This is a genomic window from Campylobacter sp. IFREMER_LSEM_CL2194 (genome assembly GCF_025771685.1).
In the GTDB taxonomy this organism is placed as follows: domain Bacteria; phylum Campylobacterota; class Campylobacteria; order Campylobacterales; family Campylobacteraceae; genus Campylobacter_D.
Genome location: NZ_JAKMQS010000008.1, coordinates 40782 through 59952 on the forward strand (window position 1 = coordinate 40782; position 19171 = coordinate 59952).

19 protein-coding genes are annotated in these 19171 nt (G+C 30.5%); 8 read left to right on the forward strand and 11 right to left on the reverse strand.

The features are described 5' to 3' along the window. Positions 1 to 5: 5 nt before the first annotated feature. On the forward strand, positions 6 to 1400 hold the full coding sequence (locus tag L8V79_RS05430) for an anaerobic C4-dicarboxylate transporter (RefSeq protein WP_263663985.1): 1395 nt from the start codon (positions 6 to 8) through the stop codon (positions 1398 to 1400). 29 nt (positions 1401 to 1429) lie between these two features. Here the strand turns inward: L8V79_RS05430 and L8V79_RS05435 are convergent, their stop codons facing one another. The 8 genes from L8V79_RS05435 to L8V79_RS05470 form a co-directional block, all read right to left on the reverse strand. Beyond that, entirely contained in the window at positions 1430 to 3280 is a 1851-nt protein-coding gene (locus L8V79_RS05435; RefSeq protein ID WP_263702792.1) for an aryl-sulfate sulfotransferase, read from the reverse strand. Between the two features lie 43 nt (positions 3281 to 3323). Next, positions 3324 to 3968: a thiol:disulfide interchange protein DsbA/DsbL gene (locus L8V79_RS05440; RefSeq protein WP_263702793.1), complete on the reverse strand. Its 645-nt coding sequence runs from the start codon at positions 3966 to 3968 to the stop codon at positions 3324 to 3326. A gap of 55 nt (positions 3969 to 4023) precedes the next feature. Next, positions 4024 to 6423, reverse strand: coding sequence for a DUF3726 domain-containing protein (locus L8V79_RS05445; RefSeq protein ID WP_263702794.1), 2400 nt, complete (start codon positions 6421 to 6423; stop codon positions 4024 to 4026). An 18-nt stretch (positions 6424 to 6441) separates the two neighbouring features. After that, positions 6442 to 7968, reverse strand: a complete 1527-nt coding sequence (locus L8V79_RS05450; protein WP_214126123.1) for a BCCT family transporter — start codon at positions 7966 to 7968, stop codon at positions 6442 to 6444. A 9-nt stretch (positions 7969 to 7977) separates the two neighbouring features. Continuing rightward, positions 7978 to 8970 (reverse strand): dipeptidase, encoded by a 993-nt coding sequence (locus L8V79_RS05455; RefSeq protein WP_263702795.1) that lies wholly within the window; start codon positions 8968 to 8970, stop codon positions 7978 to 7980. A gap of 26 nt (positions 8971 to 8996) precedes the next feature. Further along, positions 8997 to 10442, reverse strand: a complete 1446-nt coding sequence (locus tag L8V79_RS05460; protein WP_263702796.1) for an aldehyde dehydrogenase family protein — start codon at positions 10440 to 10442, stop codon at positions 8997 to 8999. 18 nt (positions 10443 to 10460) lie between these two features. Next, on the reverse strand, positions 10461 to 10844 hold the full coding sequence (locus L8V79_RS05465; RefSeq protein ID WP_263702797.1) for a RidA family protein: 384 nt from the start codon (positions 10842 to 10844) through the stop codon (positions 10461 to 10463). Positions 10845 to 11072: 228 nt separating this feature from the next. Further along, on the reverse strand, positions 11073 to 11702 hold the full coding sequence (locus L8V79_RS05470; protein WP_263663994.1) for a GntR family transcriptional regulator: 630 nt from the start codon (positions 11700 to 11702) through the stop codon (positions 11073 to 11075). Positions 11703 to 11848: 146 nt separating this feature from the next. On the opposite strand from L8V79_RS05470, the gene L8V79_RS05475 reads away from it, so the two are divergent. After that, positions 11849 to 12229: a YbgC/FadM family acyl-CoA thioesterase gene (locus L8V79_RS05475; protein WP_263678870.1), complete on the forward strand. Its 381-nt coding sequence runs from the start codon at positions 11849 to 11851 to the stop codon at positions 12227 to 12229. Here the strand turns inward: L8V79_RS05475 and L8V79_RS05480 are convergent. The 3 genes from L8V79_RS05480 to L8V79_RS05490 are packed head-to-tail and all read right to left on the reverse strand — an operon-like array spanning position 12207 to position 14505. Then, positions 12207 to 13424: a hypothetical protein gene (locus L8V79_RS05480; protein ID WP_263702798.1), complete on the reverse strand. Its 1218-nt coding sequence runs from the start codon at positions 13422 to 13424 to the stop codon at positions 12207 to 12209. The two genes, L8V79_RS05475 and L8V79_RS05480, sit on opposite strands and share 23 nt — an antisense overlap. Continuing rightward, positions 13421 to 14032, reverse strand: coding sequence for a uracil-DNA glycosylase family protein (locus tag L8V79_RS05485; RefSeq protein WP_263702799.1), 612 nt, complete (start codon positions 14030 to 14032; stop codon positions 13421 to 13423). The genes L8V79_RS05480 and L8V79_RS05485 overlap by 4 nt, the downstream gene beginning before the upstream one ends. Beyond that, complete coding sequence (locus tag L8V79_RS05490) at positions 14032 to 14505, reverse strand: GNAT family N-acetyltransferase (RefSeq protein WP_263702833.1); 474 nt, start codon at positions 14503 to 14505, stop codon at positions 14032 to 14034. Before L8V79_RS05490 ends, L8V79_RS05485 begins: the two co-directional genes overlap by 1 nt. A gap of 138 nt (positions 14506 to 14643) precedes the next feature. Between L8V79_RS05490 and rpmH the strand changes: the two genes are divergently transcribed. Genes rpmH through mnmE form a run of 6 tightly spaced genes read left to right on the forward strand, consistent with a single transcriptional unit; the run spans position 14644 to position 19170 of the window. Further along, positions 14644 to 14778 carry a 50S ribosomal protein L34 gene (rpmH, locus tag L8V79_RS05495; protein WP_012661270.1) on the forward strand — a complete coding sequence of 45 codons (135 nt, stop codon included), beginning with the start codon at positions 14644 to 14646 and terminating at the stop codon, positions 14776 to 14778. After that, positions 14775 to 15101: a ribonuclease P protein component gene (rnpA, locus tag L8V79_RS05500; RefSeq protein WP_263664026.1), complete on the forward strand. Its 327-nt coding sequence runs from the start codon at positions 14775 to 14777 to the stop codon at positions 15099 to 15101. Before rpmH ends, rnpA begins: the two co-directional genes overlap by 4 nt. Continuing rightward, positions 15089 to 15472: a membrane protein insertion efficiency factor YidD gene (gene yidD / locus L8V79_RS05505; protein ID WP_039668200.1), complete on the forward strand. Its 384-nt coding sequence runs from the start codon at positions 15089 to 15091 to the stop codon at positions 15470 to 15472. The genes rnpA and yidD overlap by 13 nt, the downstream gene beginning before the upstream one ends. Next, positions 15436 to 17016, forward strand: coding sequence for a membrane protein insertase YidC (gene yidC / locus L8V79_RS05510; protein WP_263702800.1), 1581 nt, complete (start codon positions 15436 to 15438; stop codon positions 17014 to 17016). Before yidD ends, yidC begins: the two co-directional genes overlap by 37 nt. Beyond that, positions 17000 to 17845, forward strand: coding sequence for a Jag N-terminal domain-containing protein (locus tag L8V79_RS05515; RefSeq protein ID WP_263702801.1), 846 nt, complete (start codon positions 17000 to 17002; stop codon positions 17843 to 17845). The genes yidC and L8V79_RS05515 overlap by 17 nt, the downstream gene beginning before the upstream one ends. Beyond that, positions 17842 to 19170 (forward strand): tRNA uridine-5-carboxymethylaminomethyl(34) synthesis GTPase MnmE, encoded by a 1329-nt coding sequence (mnmE, locus tag L8V79_RS05520; protein WP_263702802.1) that lies wholly within the window; start codon positions 17842 to 17844, stop codon positions 19168 to 19170. Before L8V79_RS05515 ends, mnmE begins: the two co-directional genes overlap by 4 nt. The last annotated feature ends 1 nt before the right edge of the window (position 19171 follow it).

Here is a 19171-nt window from a genome sequence, read left to right on the forward strand (position 1 = left end):
AGAGTATGGAAATGCTAACTAGCCTTAGCGAAGGCACTCAATTTAGTATCCAACTAGCCGTAGTTCTCATTTGTCTTTTTTATGGGGCAAAAAAAGGTGGTATCGCTCTAGGTTTGTTAGGCGGTATAGGTTTATTAGTTTTAAGTTTTGGTTTTGCTGTAGCACCTGGAAAACCTTCTATTGATGTTATGCTTACCATCTTAGCTGTTGTTGTTGCTAGCGCAACTTTACAAGCTAGTGGTGGTTTAGATGTAATGTTGCAAATTGCAGAAAGAGTTTTAAGAAAAAATCCTAAATTTTTAACCATCTTAGCTCCTTTTGTAACTTGCTTTCTGACCATGCTTTGTGGAACCGGACATGTTGTTTATACTATGATGCCTATTATTTATGACATTGCTATTAAAAATGGCATACGCCCAGAAAGACCAATGGCTGCTTCTAGCATTTCTTCTCAACTTGGAGTTATAGCAAGTCCTGTTTCAGTTGCTGTTGTAAGTTTAACCGCATTACTTTTAAATCCAGAAATCAACAAACATCCTTTAGCAGGATTTGATGGCTATGTAGATTTACTTGCTATTACTATACCTTCTACTTTAGTGGGCGTTTTAGCTATAGGAATTTTTTCTTGGTTTAGAGGAAAAGATCTTGATAAAGATGAAGAATTTCAAGCTAGAATTAAAGATCCAGAACAAAGAGAATACATCTATGGTGATAGCAAAACTCTTCTTGGACAAAAACTTCCAACTATTCAATGGGTAGCTATGTGGATTTTCTTAGGTGCTATTGCAATAGTGGCTATACTTGGAGCCTTCCCAGAACTTAGACCACAATTTACCTCAAAAGGCGTTACTAAACCTATGAATATGGTTGCAGTAATTCAAATGTTTATGCTTTTAGCAGGTGCAGCACTTATCATCTTTACTAAGCTTGATGCAAGCAAAATTGCAAAAAATGAAATTTTTAAATCAGGTATGATAGCTTTAGTAGCTGTTTTTGGAATTTCTTGGATGGCAGATACTATGTTTGCAGTACACACTCCTATGATGAAAGAATCTTTAGGAAATATTGTTATAGAACACCCTTGGACTTATGCAGTTATGCTTTTATTAATTTCTAAATTTGTTAATTCTCAAGCAGCAGCAATTGCAGCTTTTGTGCCACTTGCATTAGGAATTGGTGTTGAACCAGGTATTATCATTGCTTTTGCAGCAGCTTGCTATGGATATTATATTTTACCAACCTATCCAAGCGATCTTGCAACTATACAATTTGATAGATCAGGTACTACAAAAATAGGTAAATTCGTCATCAATCACAGCTTTATCTTACCAGGTTTAATTGGTGTAATTGTTTCTTGTATAGTGGGTTATTTCTTAGCTTTAGGTGCAGGATATTTATAAAATCAAAGGGCTTGTTTTAAAGCCCTTTTTTATTTAAATGCTTTTTCTAAATCAATAGGCATAGCCTGATAACCAGTACTTGCTCCACTAAAGCGAATTTGTACTGAAGGTTCTTTAGCTCCCCATTTAAACTCATCTATTTCAGGTTTTGGTTCTCCTATAGCAACACCCTTGCTTAAATCAAAAGCCATACCAGCACTAGCACTATAAACCATAATAGAATTTTTATCTTTATAATACTCAACTAAAGAAGTAATAGGCGAAAACCATTTATTACCTCTTTGTTTGCCATATTCCCAAATTTGCTCTACGGTTTTATTTTTTTGATCTATTTTATATACAACCGCTCTTGAATATTTCATCGAAGCAAAAGCAGGTTGTGTTATAGCTCTTGCATCGCCATTATCAAAAGCTGTAATGTAAATATATCTTTTATTAGATTTTTCATCTATTCTAAAAGCAGTGTGTTGTGTCCATATAAAATCAAAGCCACCTTCCATATTTTTATAACCAGGACATTTACTATAATCATCTTCACAAATTATATTTTTGCCATTTTTATCAATAGGTTGTAAAAGTGCTTTTTTATACTTTTCTCCCCAGCCCTTATGCGCTCCTAATATCCATTTTACTTTTTTATCACGGCCGATTTTTATAATAGCGCTTTGATGACGACTTGAAATGATAATGCTATCATCACTTGGATCATAATCTACACTATTTACATGAGCCCAGTTACGCCCTACTCCAGTGCCTGCTATATCCCCAAAAATTTCACTTGTATCCATTTTAGCTAATTCTTCATTGCTTAGAGTTTTACCCGCTTTTGAAACATCTACATTTAAACAAACCGCACCTTGATCTAAAACTTTGATAATATTAGCTCTATATGGATCTAAAATTTCAAAAAGCCTCCACTCATCTACCACATTGCCATTTTTATCAACTTCTACTATCACATCACGCACTGAGCGCACATTTTTACCATCAGGACGCTTAACATTAGCCAAAGCTACTCTTAAAAGATAATTACCATTTGGCATTTGACTCATAGAGTGAGAAAAATCTATATAAGAAGAAGGTAAAATGCGGTTAAAAATTTCTCTACCCATTAAATCATATTTTACATATCTTTGACCAAACCCAAAGCTTAATGCCCCATCTGAGTTTTGCCTAAAGCCCATCATAATACCACGATTATAAATATTATTTTTATCCATTAGCTTATCATTATCTAAATACCAACGAATTTCACCCTTTGTATCGACAATGAAGGCATTAGAAGCCTCATCCCATTCTAAAGCACCACCACTTGGATTATTCCATATAGCTTGAGAGCTTTTTGCGCTGTATTTTCCTGGAGTATTATTTACTAGATATAATCTATCTTCAAATTCTTTATCTACTTTAAGTACTTCCACTTTTTCAAAAGGCACACCTCTTTGCATAAGACTTCCACTTGGCTCTATATTTACCCCACCTGTTGCTATTTTATATACCTCATCTATTACTTTTTCACTTTTTCCAAAAGCACTTTTAGTATAGCTTACTTTTACTGTGTTTAAATACGATGGATAAAGTCCAAAAATAGGAATTCCTCCATAAGTTTTAATTTTATTAGAACTTACCTTATAAGATATAGTTTGTCCATTTGGCTTTGGAACTATAGTCACACTCACATCACTTAACTCATATCCTCCATCTACAATCACAGCACTAAGCGGGGATAAACCATAAGGATTGAGCTTTATAGCTCCAATTTTTCCTTGCACTTGATAGTCTATCTTAGCTCCGCTTACTCCACCTACAGCTAAAGCTAAATTTGGCGCTAAAACCATGCTAGCTAGCAAGCTTAAGCTGATGATTTTTTTAATTTTCATGCTTATCCTTTATAAGATCAATAACACCTTTAAAATAAAGGCATTATTTAACTGAAAGTTCTTTAACTATACGGATTAGTTCTTCTAAAGAAGTAATGTATTCAGGATTGATTTGATATTTACCATTTACTACAAAAGCAGGTGTGCCATAATTTCTTGAAATTTCATTAGCCACATCATAAGCAGCTAAAAGCTCTTTGGCTTCTTTGGTTTGTAAAAATTTTTGCAATTCTTCTTTGCTAGAACCGATAGCATTTAAACCTATTTTATAAAACAAATCAAGATTATTTAAATTTAACTTTTGCTCAAAATGACTTATAAAATACACATCAGCAAGCTTATAGGTAAGACTTTTTTCGCTAGCAACATCCAAACCTAAGGATTTTTCTTTAAAAGAAGCTAAAGCAAACATCTCATTTAAAGCCCCACCATACTCACTCATAGAACTTACCGAAAAAAGATCATATTTTAAATTTGGCAAAACCTCTTTAACCTTTGCTAAAGTGTGAAATTGATGATGAGTGTAACAATGAATACAACGATAAGAAAATACCTCTATTAGAGAATTTTGTGCATTTGGGATAGGTGTTTTTAAAGTAATATACTCTTTACCCTCACTTAACGCATTTGCATTTATAGCAAAACTGAGCGTACAACAAACAATCAAAAAAATATTTTTTAAATTCAATTTTAACTCCTATATCATGATATTGCAATATAATTATATTGCAATATCATAAACATCAGGATTCAACCACACCTCCAGCATCTTTTCTTGATTGCTCACTAGATTGAACCATAATTCCTTTTGTATATTTCAACAGTTCCTCCCATTCTTTCTTTTGTAACAAGATGCCTTTTTGAACACTCTCTTCGTAATTTTTTTCAATAATATCATGAGAAATACTTACGTTCTCATCATTTCTGATTAAAGGATTTTTAGAAATTTCAATATAAAGCGCTCTTTCATCTAAATCACAAGGTATATTTTTCATTAAAATATCTGGAAAATCTTCATTATTTTTTATAAAGTATTCCACATACTGAGATTGCTTTATGTCATACCAATAAGCTTTAACATATAAATTTTTATTTGATAATCTTTTTAACTGAGAATACACAAAACACCTATTATAACATTTTGAAATTTTTATATTTAAAGAATTATATTGATTTAAAAAATCAAGCGCATACGCAATAATAATTTGAATATGACATAATATGCTATGATGATTAAGATCAACACTTAAATACTCATTTGTAATATTTAATGTTATATCTAAATTGTCGCTTTTTAAATAAGGCGCAGCTTTAAGAAAATTTGACAATCCATTTAATCCAGCCATTTGCATGTCAATAACCATAGATGCAATTAAATCAGCTTCTCCAAGATTTAATTTTAATCCATTATAAGCTTTAATACAAGCAGCTTTAAGTTCGTTTTTGGAAACATAAACATTATTATTAGATAAATCACAAACACTATGCTTATTTTTTGGCAATAATGGAAACATCCACTCATTAGCATGAATTTCATCCATTAAAGGTGCATTCTGAAACAATGTCACTTGAACCCATCTATCTGATCTTGGATCATACTTTGTTGCACCAAACATAGACAATTTAGCTCTTAAAAGATGCATAGGCAAAAAGTCTTTTGCTAAAACATTAGCCCTTATATCACCCATTACACAATTTCCCATAGTCCAAACTCTTCTAGCTATAGATGTAAAACAAGGGTTTTCTAATAAAAATTTACTTATATGTAAATAATCATCCTGATTTTTTAAAACATTGTAAAATTTAACCACTTGCCTAGCAATATCTAAAGGTTGTTCTAGTTCATCCCCATTATCAATACCTCTTACTCCAAGCCTAGGCTCTTCTTTTTCTTCAGATATATACCAAAACCAATAATTATTTTCAGGATTTTCAAAATTAATACCTAAAGCCCAATCATATTTTTTCTCTATTACATTTTTAATTTCAGAAATTTTAACACCAGTAAGTTCTAATGGAGTTTCATCGATTGTCATCATTTTATCGTGTATATCAACTAATTCAGGATACAGTTCTAATAAACACGAAAGTACGATTTCTTGTGCTTCCAAAGAATATTTTTTTGTATATTCTACAAATTCCTCAATAACCATAGAAGCATTTATTTTTGTTTTTATTTCTTTTACTATATAAGAAAGCTCACTTGAAGCTATTTTGTTTAAATTATCTTGCCTTGAATCTATTGTTGTTATTTCTTTAAGATGTAAACTTGCTCTTTTTAAATAATCAATCAATTCTTTAGCCTTACTCATATCAAGCTTTTGTTGCATAACTTTTGACAAAGCTAATTCTCTTTGATAAAGCCAATTATCAACAACTTTTGGGTGTTTAATCAAATAAGGAGCCATACCAAGTCCAGTAGCATTTCCCACACCTAAATATCTTTGAATATCTCTATCAAGTTCTACAGCTTTATCTCCACCACGCTGTTTGGCTATATAATTTACCCAATCTAAACTAAATTGCCTTACAATATAAACAGCGCACATTTCAGCAGAAAATGACTGAGAAAAATCTCCATTTTTTTGCAGATTATCAAAATCAGAAATTCCAAATTTTCCACTTCCATATACAGCTGTGGTTCTTAATATATAACCAACTTTAGCTAGTTCATCTAAATCAGGTTGTTTTCCATTAGCTAAAGAATTAACAATATATTCAAAAATTCTTACACTTTTATTAGCCCTTGCTAAAACAAAAGCATTGTTAAAATTTCTACCAGCTTCTTGCAGTGGAACATTTTCTTTTAAAACAGTCAATAACCCACTATCAATCTCTCCATTTACAAAAGTAAAAGTAACATCCCACTTATTTGCTATAACCCTATCATTTCTTTCTTCATCTTTTATATAATTAGCAAATATAACAAGATGATATATTCCATGAGGTGTTCTAACTTGATATATTACATCACCAAATCCTTTATCATCTAAATCCCATAAAATATTTTTTAATACCCATTTTTCTTGAGCAATTTTCCTCATCAAAGTTCTAGTAAAACTAAGTCTAGATGAGTGCATAGAGCCTAGTCTTTCTAAAGACATGACTTCTTGTGGACTTCTTAATTTCATATCATTTTTCATTTTGTCTCCTTTTTTGTATTAACGTAAATTTTGCTCATCTGCCATTTTAATTGCAATCTGTATAGAGTTCCATAAGGTTGGTAATAATATAAATGAAACAGGCACAGCAGTAATTACTATAAATGATTGTAAAGCCGAAATTCCTCCCTGTCCGATAGATATTAAAATAATTGCCAATACCCCCATTAAAATTCCCCAAAAAGCTCTAAGAAGTTTACTAGGTTCAGTGTTCCCACTAACAATAACACTCATAGTATAAGTCATAGAATCACCAGTTGTAATAATAAAAATAGCTGCCAATATCAAAAATAATGCTGAAATAAATGTTGACAATGGCAATGACTGTGTTATTGCTATTAACGCAGCAGGTATATTAAAACCTTTAAAAGCAGAGCTTATGCTGCCTGGATTTTCAATCTCAAAATATAATCCTGTTCCACCAACAATAGTAAACCAAAACATTGTAATAATTGGTGCGCAAATACTTACAGCTATAATAAGCTCTCTTAAAGTCCTACCTCTTGAAATTCTAGCAATAAAGATAGCCAATACTGGACCATATCCTAAAAACCACCCCCAAAAAAACAAAGTCCAAGATGCAAGCCAAACAGTATCTTCTCTATAAGTAGCCATAGGTATAAAATTTTGTATCAAAGTTCCAACACCTTGAACATAAACATCCAAAATAAATTTTGTAGGACCAAAAATAAAAATAAAAAACATCAAACCTACAGCTAAAATAACATTCCATTTACTAAGAATTTGAATGCCTTTTGCTAAACCCCTAAGCGAAGATATAGTATAAACTAAAATAGCCAAAATAATAATACTCATTTGAGTGATTATATTATCTGGTATTTGAAAAATCATATTTAGTGCATAAGAAATTTGTAAACCTAAAAATCCTATAGGTCCTATAGTACCAGCAGCAACAGCCACAATACAAAAAGCATCTATTAAAGAACCAATCCATCCGTGTATAACTTTATCACCAAAAATAGGATAAAGAATAGTTCTAGGTCTTAAAGGAAGGCCTTTTTCATAGTGTAAATACATTAGCACTATTGTGGTAATAGTTCCAGAAACAGCCCAAGATAAAAAACTCCAATGCATGTAAGATTGCGCTAGAGCTTCTGTGATTTTTTGAAAAATATTACTAGTATTTCCAAATACAGGAGATGGAGAAACAAAATGAGCTATAGGCTCTCCAGCAGCCCAAAAAACACCTCCGCCTGCAAGTAAAGTACACATAATAATAGATATCCATTGAAATGTACTCATTTCAGGATTTTTAATATTACCCAAAACTACGCCGCCTGTTCTTCCCCAACTAAGCCCGATCCCAATAATAAAAGTCAAAAGTAGTAAAATTTGCCAATAAGCACCAAAGTATTTTGCTGAGACATTAAAACCAAACTCAACGATCGCACTAAGTAACTTTGAATCAATTAAAGCTATTACAACAAATATCATCAAAAATCCACTACTACAAATTAAAGTCAACTTATCAATACGAGTATTGTTTTTAGGAGCACTGTTTAACATTTTAACTCCTTAGCAAGCTTGAGCTTTTAAGCCATCTTGTAAAAAATAAAGCCAATTAAGACCCATGATTTTTTTTACATCATTCTCAGAAAACCCATAATTAATCAATCCTTTATAGATATTATATAAGCCACTAGAATCATTAAACCAAGACACATTTTTAGGCCATGTGGAATTAGTAGCACTACCTTCGCCATAATCTTTTATCTTAGACCATCTACCATTGCGCATCCATTCTAATACATCTAATGGTTGATTTAAACATAAATCACTTCCTATACCTATATGATCAACCCCTATCATATCTGCCAAATCAGCACTCATTTTACAAAAATCATCCAATGTACAATCGCTTCCATTTGGCAAATGAAAAGGATATAAAGACAAACCTATCAAACCTTTTCTCTTAGCTAAAGCTTTTATCACCTCATCGCTTTTATTTCGCAATCCATTGTGCGCAAATTTAGGATTAGCATGAGATATACATATAGGGCGAGACGATATGTCAATAGCTTCCAATGTTGATTTATCACTACTATGAGACATATCAACAATCATACCAACCCTATTCATTTCTTCAATCGCTTGTTTGCCAAAGCGAGTAATACCACTGTCGTTTTTTTCATAACAACCAGTAGCCAATAAGCTTTGATTATTATAAGTTAGCTGCATAATCAACAAACCAAGCTGTCTCATAACAGATATTAACCCTATTTCATCATCAATCAAAGAGCAATTTTGCGCTCCAAAAAAAATCCCTACCTTATTTTGAGCTTTTGCTTTTAAAATATCTTCGCTTGAAAAAACAGGCAATATATATTCATTAAATTCTTCAAAAAATCTATGCCACTGGGCAAATCTAGTGAGTGTTTCTCTAGCATTTTCATGATATACTAAAGTAACATGCACAGCACTAACACCACTTGATTTTAAAAATTTAAAATATTCTTTATCCCATTTGCAATATTGCAAACCATCTATAATGATATCTTTCCCAAACATAACCACCTCCTTTTTGTAAACAACATTTAATAAGCTTTTACATAAGTTGTTTTTACAACTGTGTAAAATTCCTTCGCATAAGAACCTTGCTCTCTTGGACCAAAGCTAGATTCTTTTCTGCCTCCAAAAGGTACATGATAATCTGTTCCAGCTGTAGGAAGATTAATCATAACACAACCACTTTTTGCTTCTTTTTTAAATATGTTTGCATTTTTTAAACTTGATGTTACAATCCCTGAAGTCAATCCAAAACGAGTACCATTATTAAGCGCAACAGCTTCTTGTAAATCTTTTGCTTTAATCACACATGCTAATGGAGCAAAAATTTCTTCCTGATTAACATCCCAATCATTTTTAGTATTAATAAATAAAGTAGGAGACATATAGTAACCATTTTTATCAAGTGATAATTTTTCACCACCAAATACCAATTCCGCTCCAAGATCTTTAGCTCTTTGAACCCATTTGAAATTAGATTCAAATTGTTTATTATCGGCTACTGGTCCCATAAAAATTCCATCATCTAAGCAATGGCCAACCTTTAATGTTTTCATTCTAGAAACCATTTTCTCAACAAAAGCATCGTGAATACTTTCCATAACAATCAAACGAGAACTTGCTGTGCATTTTTGTCCAGTACCTGAAAAAGCTCCTGCAATAGCACACTCAACAGCAAGATCAAGATCTGCATCATCCATAATAACTAAGGCATTTTTACTACCCATTTCTAATTGACATTTAACAAAATTTGCAGCCGTAGCACGTGCTATTTTTCTACCAACATCAACAGATCCAGTAAAAGAAAGTGCGTTGATATTTCTAGAATTAATAATAGTCTCACCAACTTCCCCACCACTACCTAAAACTAAATTAAATACACCACTTGGCAATCCATGCTCATGAATAATCTCAGCTAAAGCTACAGCAGAAGCTGGAGTGGTATTAGCTGGTTTCCATACTATACTATTACCAAAACAAAGAGCAGGAGCTATTTTCCAAGAAGCTGTTGCGATAGGGAAATTCCAAGGAGAAATAATACCAACAACACCAACAGCCTCTCTTGTAATCTCAACATCAACACCACTTCTTACAGACGCTGCATTTTCCCCAATTTGTCTTAATACTTCAGCTGCATAATATTGAAAAAATTGACCTGATCTAAACACTTCTCCTTTTCCTTCTATTTTTGTTTTTCCTTCTTCTAAGGATATAATTTTTCCAATCTCATCGCTTCTATTCATTAAAGATTCACCGATTTTATAAAGCAAATTTGCCTTTTCTTCTAAAGGAGTTTTTTCCCAAGAAACTTGAGCCTCTTTAGCAGCATCAATAGCTAGCTCTACTTGTTTTTTATCAGCCTGTGCTACATCCCCTAGATCATTATCAATATCAGATGGATTAATATTTTTTATAGTATTAACACCCTCTACCCATTGACCATTAATATATAAACCCTTAGTACAATCTAACATTTTATCTCCTTTATAATTTTAATTATGAGTTTGCGCATAAACTACAAATTCAACCAGCATTTCTTCTCTAGCCAAACCAGAAACAATAAATGCAGCTCTATTTGGATAAACTGTATTGAAATAGGTTGAATATATCGAATTTACAAATTTTAAATCTTCTCTTTTTGTAACATAAATTAAAATCTGTAACACATCATCTAATTTAGAACCAGTACATTCTAAAGTATGAATAAGATTTGAAAAAACTTGTTTGGTTTGCGCTTCTATACCACCAGTAACAACCTCTCCATTTTTATCAATAGGAATTTGTGCTGTATATAAAATATTATTTGATACAACCGCCCATTCTAATGGAGATTTTGAGGGGAATAATTTTGTTTTAACCGCTATTTTACTTGACATACAACTCCTTTTTGTATTGTTATATTTTCAAGTCTATAGGAAAAAAACTTAATAAATACTTAATGCCGACAATAAATATATTATATATTTTCTTACCTTGAAAAAACATGTAAATATGTGAATATTGGTAAATATATTTAAAAGATATCCCTATGATTAAAACATCAAATAAGTTAGTAAGGTAGTTTTAGTTGTAAAATTGAATATATACTTATTTATATGATTATATCAAATCAAATATTGTTTAACAAAATTCTCAAAATAATCAATAATGTCATCAACATACTCCAAAGCTTTTTCTGTGTTTTTTTGATACACAGCTTTTAATATATTCTTGTGTTTTTCTTTTACAATATCATGTTGACTATTTTGAGCATAGCGATACCAAAATCTCCTTGAAATCCCTTGCACGTTTCTCAATTCTTCGTAAATAAAATAATTTTTAGAAGCTTTAGCTAATACATCTTGTCTTTTATCAAGCCATGATAAAAAATTTATTTCATCATAATTTTCAATTTCATTTAAAAGTTCATTTATAGCTTTTTTATCATCCTCAGTAAGTCTTTTTATAGCACATTCTATACAAAGTTTCAAAATAACTCTTCTTACTTCCAAAAGTTGCATTTGTAAAGAAGCATTCATTTGTGGAACCATTATTCCTGCTTTTGATATATTCACCAAATAACGTTTTGAAAGCAACAATAATGCTTCTCTTACAGGCGTACGTCCAACATCAAGCATATTTGCTATGCCCTGTTCTGTCAAAATACTACCAGGCTCTATTTCACAAAAAACTATTCTTCTTTCTAGTTCATCATATACTTGTTCGGCTAAAGTTTTATTTTTCACTTTTTTCATGTAATTTCCAAATATAAAATAAAAATTATAGAATAATATCTAATTATTAATGTATTTAAGACAGAATATTAATGATTAAAATTCATATTTGATATTCAATTTACTTTAAATATAATGTATTATAAAAAACAAAAAAGGATTTTTAAATGCAAATACGAATTTATTATGAAGATACCGATGCAGGTGGAGTGGTATATCATAGCAATTACTTAAAATTTTGCGAAAGAGCAAGAAGTGAGATATTTTTTCAAAAAAATGCAAAAATTTTTGACAAAAGCACAGGACATTTTCTACTCACAAAAGCAAATTGTAACTTTTTAAAACCCGCTAAACTTGGAGATCTTATAGAAGTAAAAACATTTATCACAAAGCTTAAAAAAGCTTCAGTTTATATAAAACAAGAGATTTACAAAGAAAACACCAAACTTTTTGAGGCTGAATTTACCCTAGCTTTTTTAAAAAATGAAAAAGTAGCCCCTATAGATGAGGCTATAGCTAGGGTTTTTACTGATTTTGCAAAGGAGTAAAACCTAAGCCTTGCGAACGAATAATCTTAACCTTATAGTCAAATTGATTATCATTTAAACTCTCATCGAAAATTCTCTGAGAGTCTTTATCTAAAAACTGCGTATAAAAATAATCAAGGCCCACGCTAGTTGCATACGCTATCCAGTTGTAATTAATATTTTGCGAAAAAAGCTCATTAAGATAGCTTAGAGTTTGATCCTCATTAGAAATGGAATTTGCTAGCAAAAGTTTTTTTCTATCATTAATTTGCGTTAAACTTAGCAAAATAGGATTATAATTAATCTGAGTTGATAATAACACAAAAGGCTCTATATCATAAGTTCTTATTTGTGAGCTTATAAGCGCTGTTTTAATCAAAGAAGTATTTAAGATAATACTAGAATCTTGAAAACTTCTATTTTGATTTAAAATACTTCTAAAATCAAATTTAGAACTATTAATAGTATAAATTTTTTCACTACCATTACCTGCGTTTAAAACATTCTCATCTAAGCGATTTGCCAAAGGTGTTCCATCTGAAAAAATAATATTTTTACCATTTGAATATTCTAAAAGTTTTTGAATTTGTTTTTGATAGTCTATACTTCCAAAATACACATTTTCATTTTGCGTATCAAAATTTCTTTTATGTGCAGTAGGAATAAAAACTTTTACATTTAAATCAAGATTTTCTTTTAATAAATTTTTCACACCTTTATCTGTAAAACCTGCGATGATATAATTAAATTTTTCTTCTTGAGCTTGCTTAAAAGCTTTAGCTATCTTACTCTCATCTTCTGTGCCTATTAAAAACACCTTTACTTTTATTTGCGCTCTTTGTCTTAATAAATACGCTATGCTTGAATTTATAATAGTATTAGAATAACTTTTAATCGTTTGCTCAGGTATAATAATAGCTAATTTTACGCTAGCATTTTTTTGAATTCTTTTTTCAAAATCTATGATGGAATTTAAAAGTTTAGTATAAATATTAACCAAAAGTTCATTTGCATTATCATTGTTAAATCTTGATAAGAAATTAAAATAAAGTCCTGTTTCTAACAAAGTAAATAAACAATCATTATCACAATTTTGAAATTCTAAATTAGGATAAAAAGACTCACTAGGTTCTATGGGCGATGGTTTTTGCTCTTTCGCAAAGACATTTAAAGTTAAAACAAAACTCATCATCAAACAAACTAAACTTTTTCTCATAAATAACCTTTTATTTTTTTAATATCTTCTATAAATTCAGCATAAAAGCTAGGATTTTTACTCAAAAAATTCAAATCATAACTTGGCAAAAGCAAAGCATTATTAAAACGCATACATTGCCCTTTGTATTTTTGAAAGTTCTCAAAACCCAAACTTGCAAAAGCTTCTTGACCAAGACATAAAATAATCTTTGCTTTTACAAAATCAAGCTCGTTATAAAAATACGGCAAGCATAATTTTAGTGCTTGATCATCTATTTTAAAATTACTAAAACATTTAAACATATAAGAAAAATATATCTCATCTTCTTTTAAATTTAAAAGCTCTTTGCATAATCTTAAAAACTCTTGTTTGTTTTTAGAAGCAAAAAACTTTCCACTTTCGTTTTCTTCTTTATCAATAAAAGCTTGATAAATCAGAATTTTAGCATTTTTGACTTCTTTTTCTATTAAACTATACTTTCTTAATTTAGAAAAATGACAAAGATTGCAAGTTTTTACTCTTTCGTTTAATTCTTTAAAACTTAAGTTAAAATGTCTAATTTGCTTTTGTTCATCAAAGTATTCATAACCAAAAGCTTTTAGATAATACAAACTGCGTTTATTCATCACATCAATGCTTCTAAATTTTCACCCTCTAAACGATAAATTCTCCACTCACTCATATGTCTTGCATTTAACTTGGTATAAAATTCAATCCCCAAATCATTATCATTTAAACAAACCCACTCTAAGCGTTTAAGATTTTTTTCTTTGCAAATTTGCGCTAGATATTTAAAAACAGCTCTAGCATAACCTTTTTTTCTATGCTTTGGTTGTATGTAAATATCTTCTAAGTACAACCCACCCAAGCCCAAAAAAGATGAAAAAGTAAAATAATACATCACATAGCCTATTATCTCACCATCAACCTTTAGGCTCAAAGCCTTAGCGTATTCATGTTTAAAGAATGATTCTTCAAGTTCTTTGCTTGTGCATTTTACATCTTCAAGCATATTTTCATGAATAGCAAGTTCTTTGAGTAATTCTAAAATTTTTTCCAAATCTTCTTTTTTACTCTCACAAATTTCAAAAGCCATTATTTTTCCTTAGTTTACAAAATAAAATCAAAATTTAGCAAAAAGTTTTAAAATAACTCTTAATTAAAAGCAGATTTAAGTAAGATTTTGCTAACATACTCGCTTATTATTTTGTTTTTTATTTTAAGTTAAGGAAAAAATATGAAAAGAACATATCAACCACATAAAACTCCTAAAAAAAGAACTCACGGCTTTCGTGTACGCATGAAGAGCAAAAATGGTCGCAAAGTGATCAATGCTAGACGTGCTAAAGGTAGAAAAAGATTAGCGGTATAAAAGATTTTCTAAGTATTAACGACTTAGGAGAGTTTGCAGCAATTTATAAAGAAGGTAAAAAATGGCATTGCGAAGGCATGATCATCTTTTACTCTTTAAGCGAAGAAAAAAAATTCGCCGTTGTTGCTAGTAAAAAAGTTGGAAAAGCTGTTATAAGAAATAGAGCCAAAAGGCTCTTAAGATCAGCTTTTTTTCAGGTTAAAAATCAAGTTGAAAACGGAAAATACATACTTGTAGCTAAAACGAGTATCACTGAAATTCCTTTTTTAAAATTAGAAAAAAACTTGAAATGGGGTTTGAAAAAAATAGGATGCATAAAATAGTTTGTCTAAAACTTATCAGATTTTATCAACTCTTTATCAGTCCTTTTAAACCACAATGCTGTAGGTATTACCCAAGTTGCTCTGAATATGCCTTATGGCAATTTAAAAAAAATAATATTTTTAAAGCATTTGGTGCAGTTTTTTTAAGAATTTTAAAATGCAATCCGTTTTTTAAAGGTGGTATTGATTATCCTAAAATACGCAAGAATAATCTAAACTCAGGTATATGTTTTAAACCTAGTTTTAATGCTTTAAAACAACTCAATTATCTTTATATCCCTTGCAACGATAATCAATTTTTTTTAATTAAGATTATATTTCCAAAGGACAATCCGTGTCAGAAAATTTATCTCAACAAAAACGCATATTAATTGCTGTTGTATTATCATTTTTATTTTTTGTAGTTTATGATTATTTTTTTATCCCTAAAGCTCCACAAACTGAGCAAAATATCACTCAAATAGAACAAAACAACTCAGCTCCACAAAGCACTACAAGTACTAACTCTCAAGCTCCAAAAACAGAACTTAGTGTTAATCAAAAAGAAGAAATAGCAGTTGTTAAAAGTGAACATTTTGAAGCACATATTGACTCTTTAGGTAGGATAGCTAAATTTTATCTAAGTGATGAAAAATACAAAGATGAAAATGGCAAAAGTATTAATCTAGTAGATACTTCTTTATCACCTTTACCATTAGAAATAAGATTTAGTGATGCAAAAATCAATCAAGAGGCATTTAATACACCATATACCACAAGTCAAAAAACTATCAATGTCAGCGATGAAAACACAACCTTGATCCTTACTCAAAATTTAGATGATTTAGTAGTAACTAAAAAAATCACTTTCCATAAATATGGAAACTATGATTTAGAGGTCAATCTAAGCAAAGACGCAGCTTATTTTATCACACCAGGTTATCGTCCAAATATAGCAGTTGATAGCTATACAGTACATGGGGTTTTAATCTTAGACAAAGATGATAAAATCACAATGTTAGAAGATGGCGATGTAGAAAATGATGAAAGTTTTTCTAATGTAACCCTTATGGCGGCTTCAGATCGCTATTATAGTGCTTTTTTTTATAATTTTGAAAAACCACTCAATGCTATAGTTACTAAAGATAATCACGAAAATTCTATCGTTTTTGCAAGTGCGACAAATACTTTTAAGGCAAGCGGTTATGTTGGCTCAAAAGAGCATGAAATTTTAAGAAGCATTCATGCGGATTTAGATGATGTTGTGGAATATGGTTGGTTTACTTTTATAGCCAAGCCTATGTTTGAATTTTTAAATTTTTTACATGGCTACATGGGTAACTGGGGTTGGGCCATTGTAGTAATGACTTTAATCGTGCGTATTATTCTTTTCCCACTTACTTATAAATCAATGATTTCTATGAATAAACTCAAAGATTTGGCACCTAAAATGAAAGAAATCAGAGAGCGTTATAAAGGCGATCCGCAAAAAATGAATTTGCACATGATGGAACTTTATAAAAAACATGGTGCAAATCCTATGAGTGGATGTTTGCCTATACTTATTCAAATTCCAATTTTCTTTGCAATTTATAGAGTTTTACTAAATGCTATAGAGCTAAAAGCTGCACCTTGGGCTTTTTGGATTACAGATTTATCTGTGATGGATCCATGGTTTATCTTACCTATATTTATGGGTCTAACTATGTTTATCCAACAACTTATCACACCAATGGCTATACAAGATCCTATGCAAGAAAAGATTATGAAATTTTTACCATTAATTTTCACTTTCTTCTTCTTAACCTTCCCAGCAGGTTTAACTTTATATTGGTGTGTAAATAATATATGCTCACTTATTCAACAAGTGATTGTAAATAAACTTTTCAAAAACCACAAAAAAGAGGAAATAGCTAAACATGAACATAGAAGCTAAAGACTTACAAACTGCACTCATAGAAGCCTCAAAACAACTTGAGTGCTCTGTGATTGATCTAGAATATGAAGTTATTCAACATGCTAAAGCAGGATTTTTTGGTTTGTTTAGAAAAAATGCTATTATTTGTATTAAAGGACACAAAAAAACCAAAAAACCTCATCAAGAAAAAGCTAAAAAAAATCAAAACGAGAATTTTAGCAAACATTCACAAAAAAATCTTGAAAAAAATGAACACTACAAAGAACACAGAGAAAGTTTTCAAAAACCACTTGAAGCCAATGCTCCAACTAAAGAACATTATAAAGTAAAAAATGATGCTATTTTTGATTCATTTCATAAAGAATCACCAGAAGAAAAAAATATCGCTTCTTATGTTGATGAGATAAAAATTTCACTAGAAAATTTACTGGCAACTTTTGATTTTGATATCAAGGTTGTACAAGTTAGTGTTTGGGACGAAAATTGCGTATTGATAAAACTTGATGGAGAAGATGCAGCTTTACTTATAGGCAAAGAAGCCCATAGATATAAGGCTTTTTCATATTTACTTTATAACTGGCTTAGTGCTAAATATAAAATTCAGCCAAGACTAGAAATCGCTCAATTTTTAGAAAATCAAACCCAAGCTATAGAAAATTATTTAAAAATTCTTATAGAAAAAGTAGAGAGCACAGGAAGAGTTCAAACAAAGCCTTTAGATGGAATTTGGCTAAAACTTGCATTAGAAAAATTAAGAGAACGTTTTCCTGATAAATATGTAGCTATTAAACAAAATGACGATCAAAGATACATCGTTGTAAATGATTTTTTGAAGAAAAATGAATGAATGACACTATAGCTGCTATAGCCACAGCCCATGGAGTGGGCTCTATAAGTATCATTAGAGTAAGTGGGGAGAAAGCTTTAGAGCTTGCATTGAAAATTACCCACAAAAAAGAATTAACGCCCCGCTATGCACACTTGTGCAAACTTTATAAAAACAACAATGACTTCTTAGATGAAGCTTTAGTGATTTATTTTAAAGCACCCTACTCTTTTACAGGAGAAGATATAGTAGAATTTCAACTTCATGGGGGTTTTTCTTTGAGTGAAATTTTACTTGATGAGCTTATTTTAGCAGGAGCGCGTCTTGCTAGCCCTGGAGAATTTAGCAAAAGAGCTTGTTTAAATGGCAAAATGGATCTTTTAAAAGCTTTAAGTATACAAGATGTCATCATGTCAAAATCAACAAGTGCTGCAAATATCATAGCAAAAAACATTAAAGGTGATTTAAGTAAATTTTTAAATACCATTAGAATGGATCTTGTTCAAACCCTTGCTTTTGTAGAAACTAGCATTGATTATGCAGATGATGATTTACCACAAGATTTACTTGATCAAATCATTACCATGTGTGAAAAAAATTCAAAACTTTTACGCGATATAGTAGATATTTCTTTAAATAAAAAAGGACTTATAGAAGGCTTTAAAGTTGCTATTATCGGTAAACCAAATGCAGGAAAAAGCTCATTATTAAATTCACTTTTAGCATTTGATAGAGCTATTGTTTCTAATATTGCAGGTACCACAAGAGATCGTATCGAGGAAAGCTTGAAAATAGGCTCACATTTAATCAAAATTATCGACACAGCAGGTATAAGAAATGCAGATGATGAGATAGAAAAAATCGGGGTTAATTTAAGCTATGAAAGCATTAAAGAAGCAGATATTATCATAGCTGTTTTTGATGGATCTAAAGAATTTGAAGAAGAAGATGAGCGTATTTTACAAGCTTTAAAAAATTGTGATAAAAAAATCATTTATGTTTTAAACAAAAGCGATCTAACCACCAAATTTAAACATGAAATTAGTACTTCTTGCATATGCATTTGTGCTCAAGAAAACACCCAAGCCATTAAGGAAAATTTAAATGAATACTTAAATACTTTAGATGGCGATGGAATGCTAATTAGCAATACCTTAATACTCAATGCTTGCAAGAATGCTAGCGAAGCTATTTTACGCGCAAGGGATTTATTAAAAGAAAGTTCTTTAGAACTTTTTGCTTTTGAACTAAATTTAGCCATAGGAGAGATAGCTCAATTTACAAAAGATTTTGAAAGAGATGAAATTTTAGATGCTATGTTTAGTAATTTTTGTTTAGGTAAATAAA

Bases quoted from the DNA above. Each gene is read 5' to 3' on its own strand.
- L8V79_RS05430 (WP_263663985.1), top strand. From the start codon at position 6: ATGGAAATGCTAACTAGCCTTAGCGAAGGCACTCAATTTAGTATCCAA.
- L8V79_RS05435 (WP_263702792.1), bottom strand. From the start codon at position 3,280: ATGAAAATTAAAAAAATCATCAGCTTAAGCTTGCTAGCTAGCATGGTT.
- L8V79_RS05445 (WP_263702794.1), bottom strand. From the start codon at position 6,423: ATGAAAAATGATATGAAATTAAGAAGTCCACAAGAAGTCATGTCTTTA.
- L8V79_RS05450 (WP_214126123.1), bottom strand. From the start codon at position 7,968: ATGTTAAACAGTGCTCCTAAAAACAATACTCGTATTGATAAGTTGACT.
- L8V79_RS05455 (WP_263702795.1), bottom strand. From the start codon at position 8,970: ATGTTTGGGAAAGATATCATTATAGATGGTTTGCAATATTGCAAATGG.
- L8V79_RS05460 (WP_263702796.1), bottom strand. From the start codon at position 10,442: ATGTTAGATTGTACTAAGGGTTTATATATTAATGGTCAATGGGTAGAG.
- L8V79_RS05465 (WP_263702797.1), bottom strand. From the start codon at position 10,844: ATGTCAAGTAAAATAGCGGTTAAAACAAAATTATTCCCCTCAAAATCT.
- L8V79_RS05470 (WP_263663994.1), bottom strand. From the start codon at position 11,702: ATGAAAAAAGTGAAAAATAAAACTTTAGCCGAACAAGTATATGATGAA.
- L8V79_RS05475 (WP_263678870.1), top strand. From the start codon at position 11,849: ATGCAAATACGAATTTATTATGAAGATACCGATGCAGGTGGAGTGGTA.
- L8V79_RS05480 (WP_263702798.1), bottom strand. From the start codon at position 13,424: ATGAGAAAAAGTTTAGTTTGTTTGATGATGAGTTTTGTTTTAACTTTA.
- L8V79_RS05485 (WP_263702799.1), bottom strand. From the start codon at position 14,032: ATGAATAAACGCAGTTTGTATTATCTAAAAGCTTTTGGTTATGAATAC.
- rpmH (WP_012661270.1), top strand. From the start codon at position 14,644: ATGAAAAGAACATATCAACCACATAAAACTCCTAAAAAAAGAACTCAC.
- yidD (WP_039668200.1), top strand. From the start codon at position 15,089: ATGCATAAAATAGTTTGTCTAAAACTTATCAGATTTTATCAACTCTTT.
- L8V79_RS05515 (WP_263702801.1), top strand. From the start codon at position 17,000: ATGAACATAGAAGCTAAAGACTTACAAACTGCACTCATAGAAGCCTCA.
- mnmE (WP_263702802.1), top strand. From the start codon at position 17,842: ATGAATGACACTATAGCTGCTATAGCCACAGCCCATGGAGTGGGCTCT.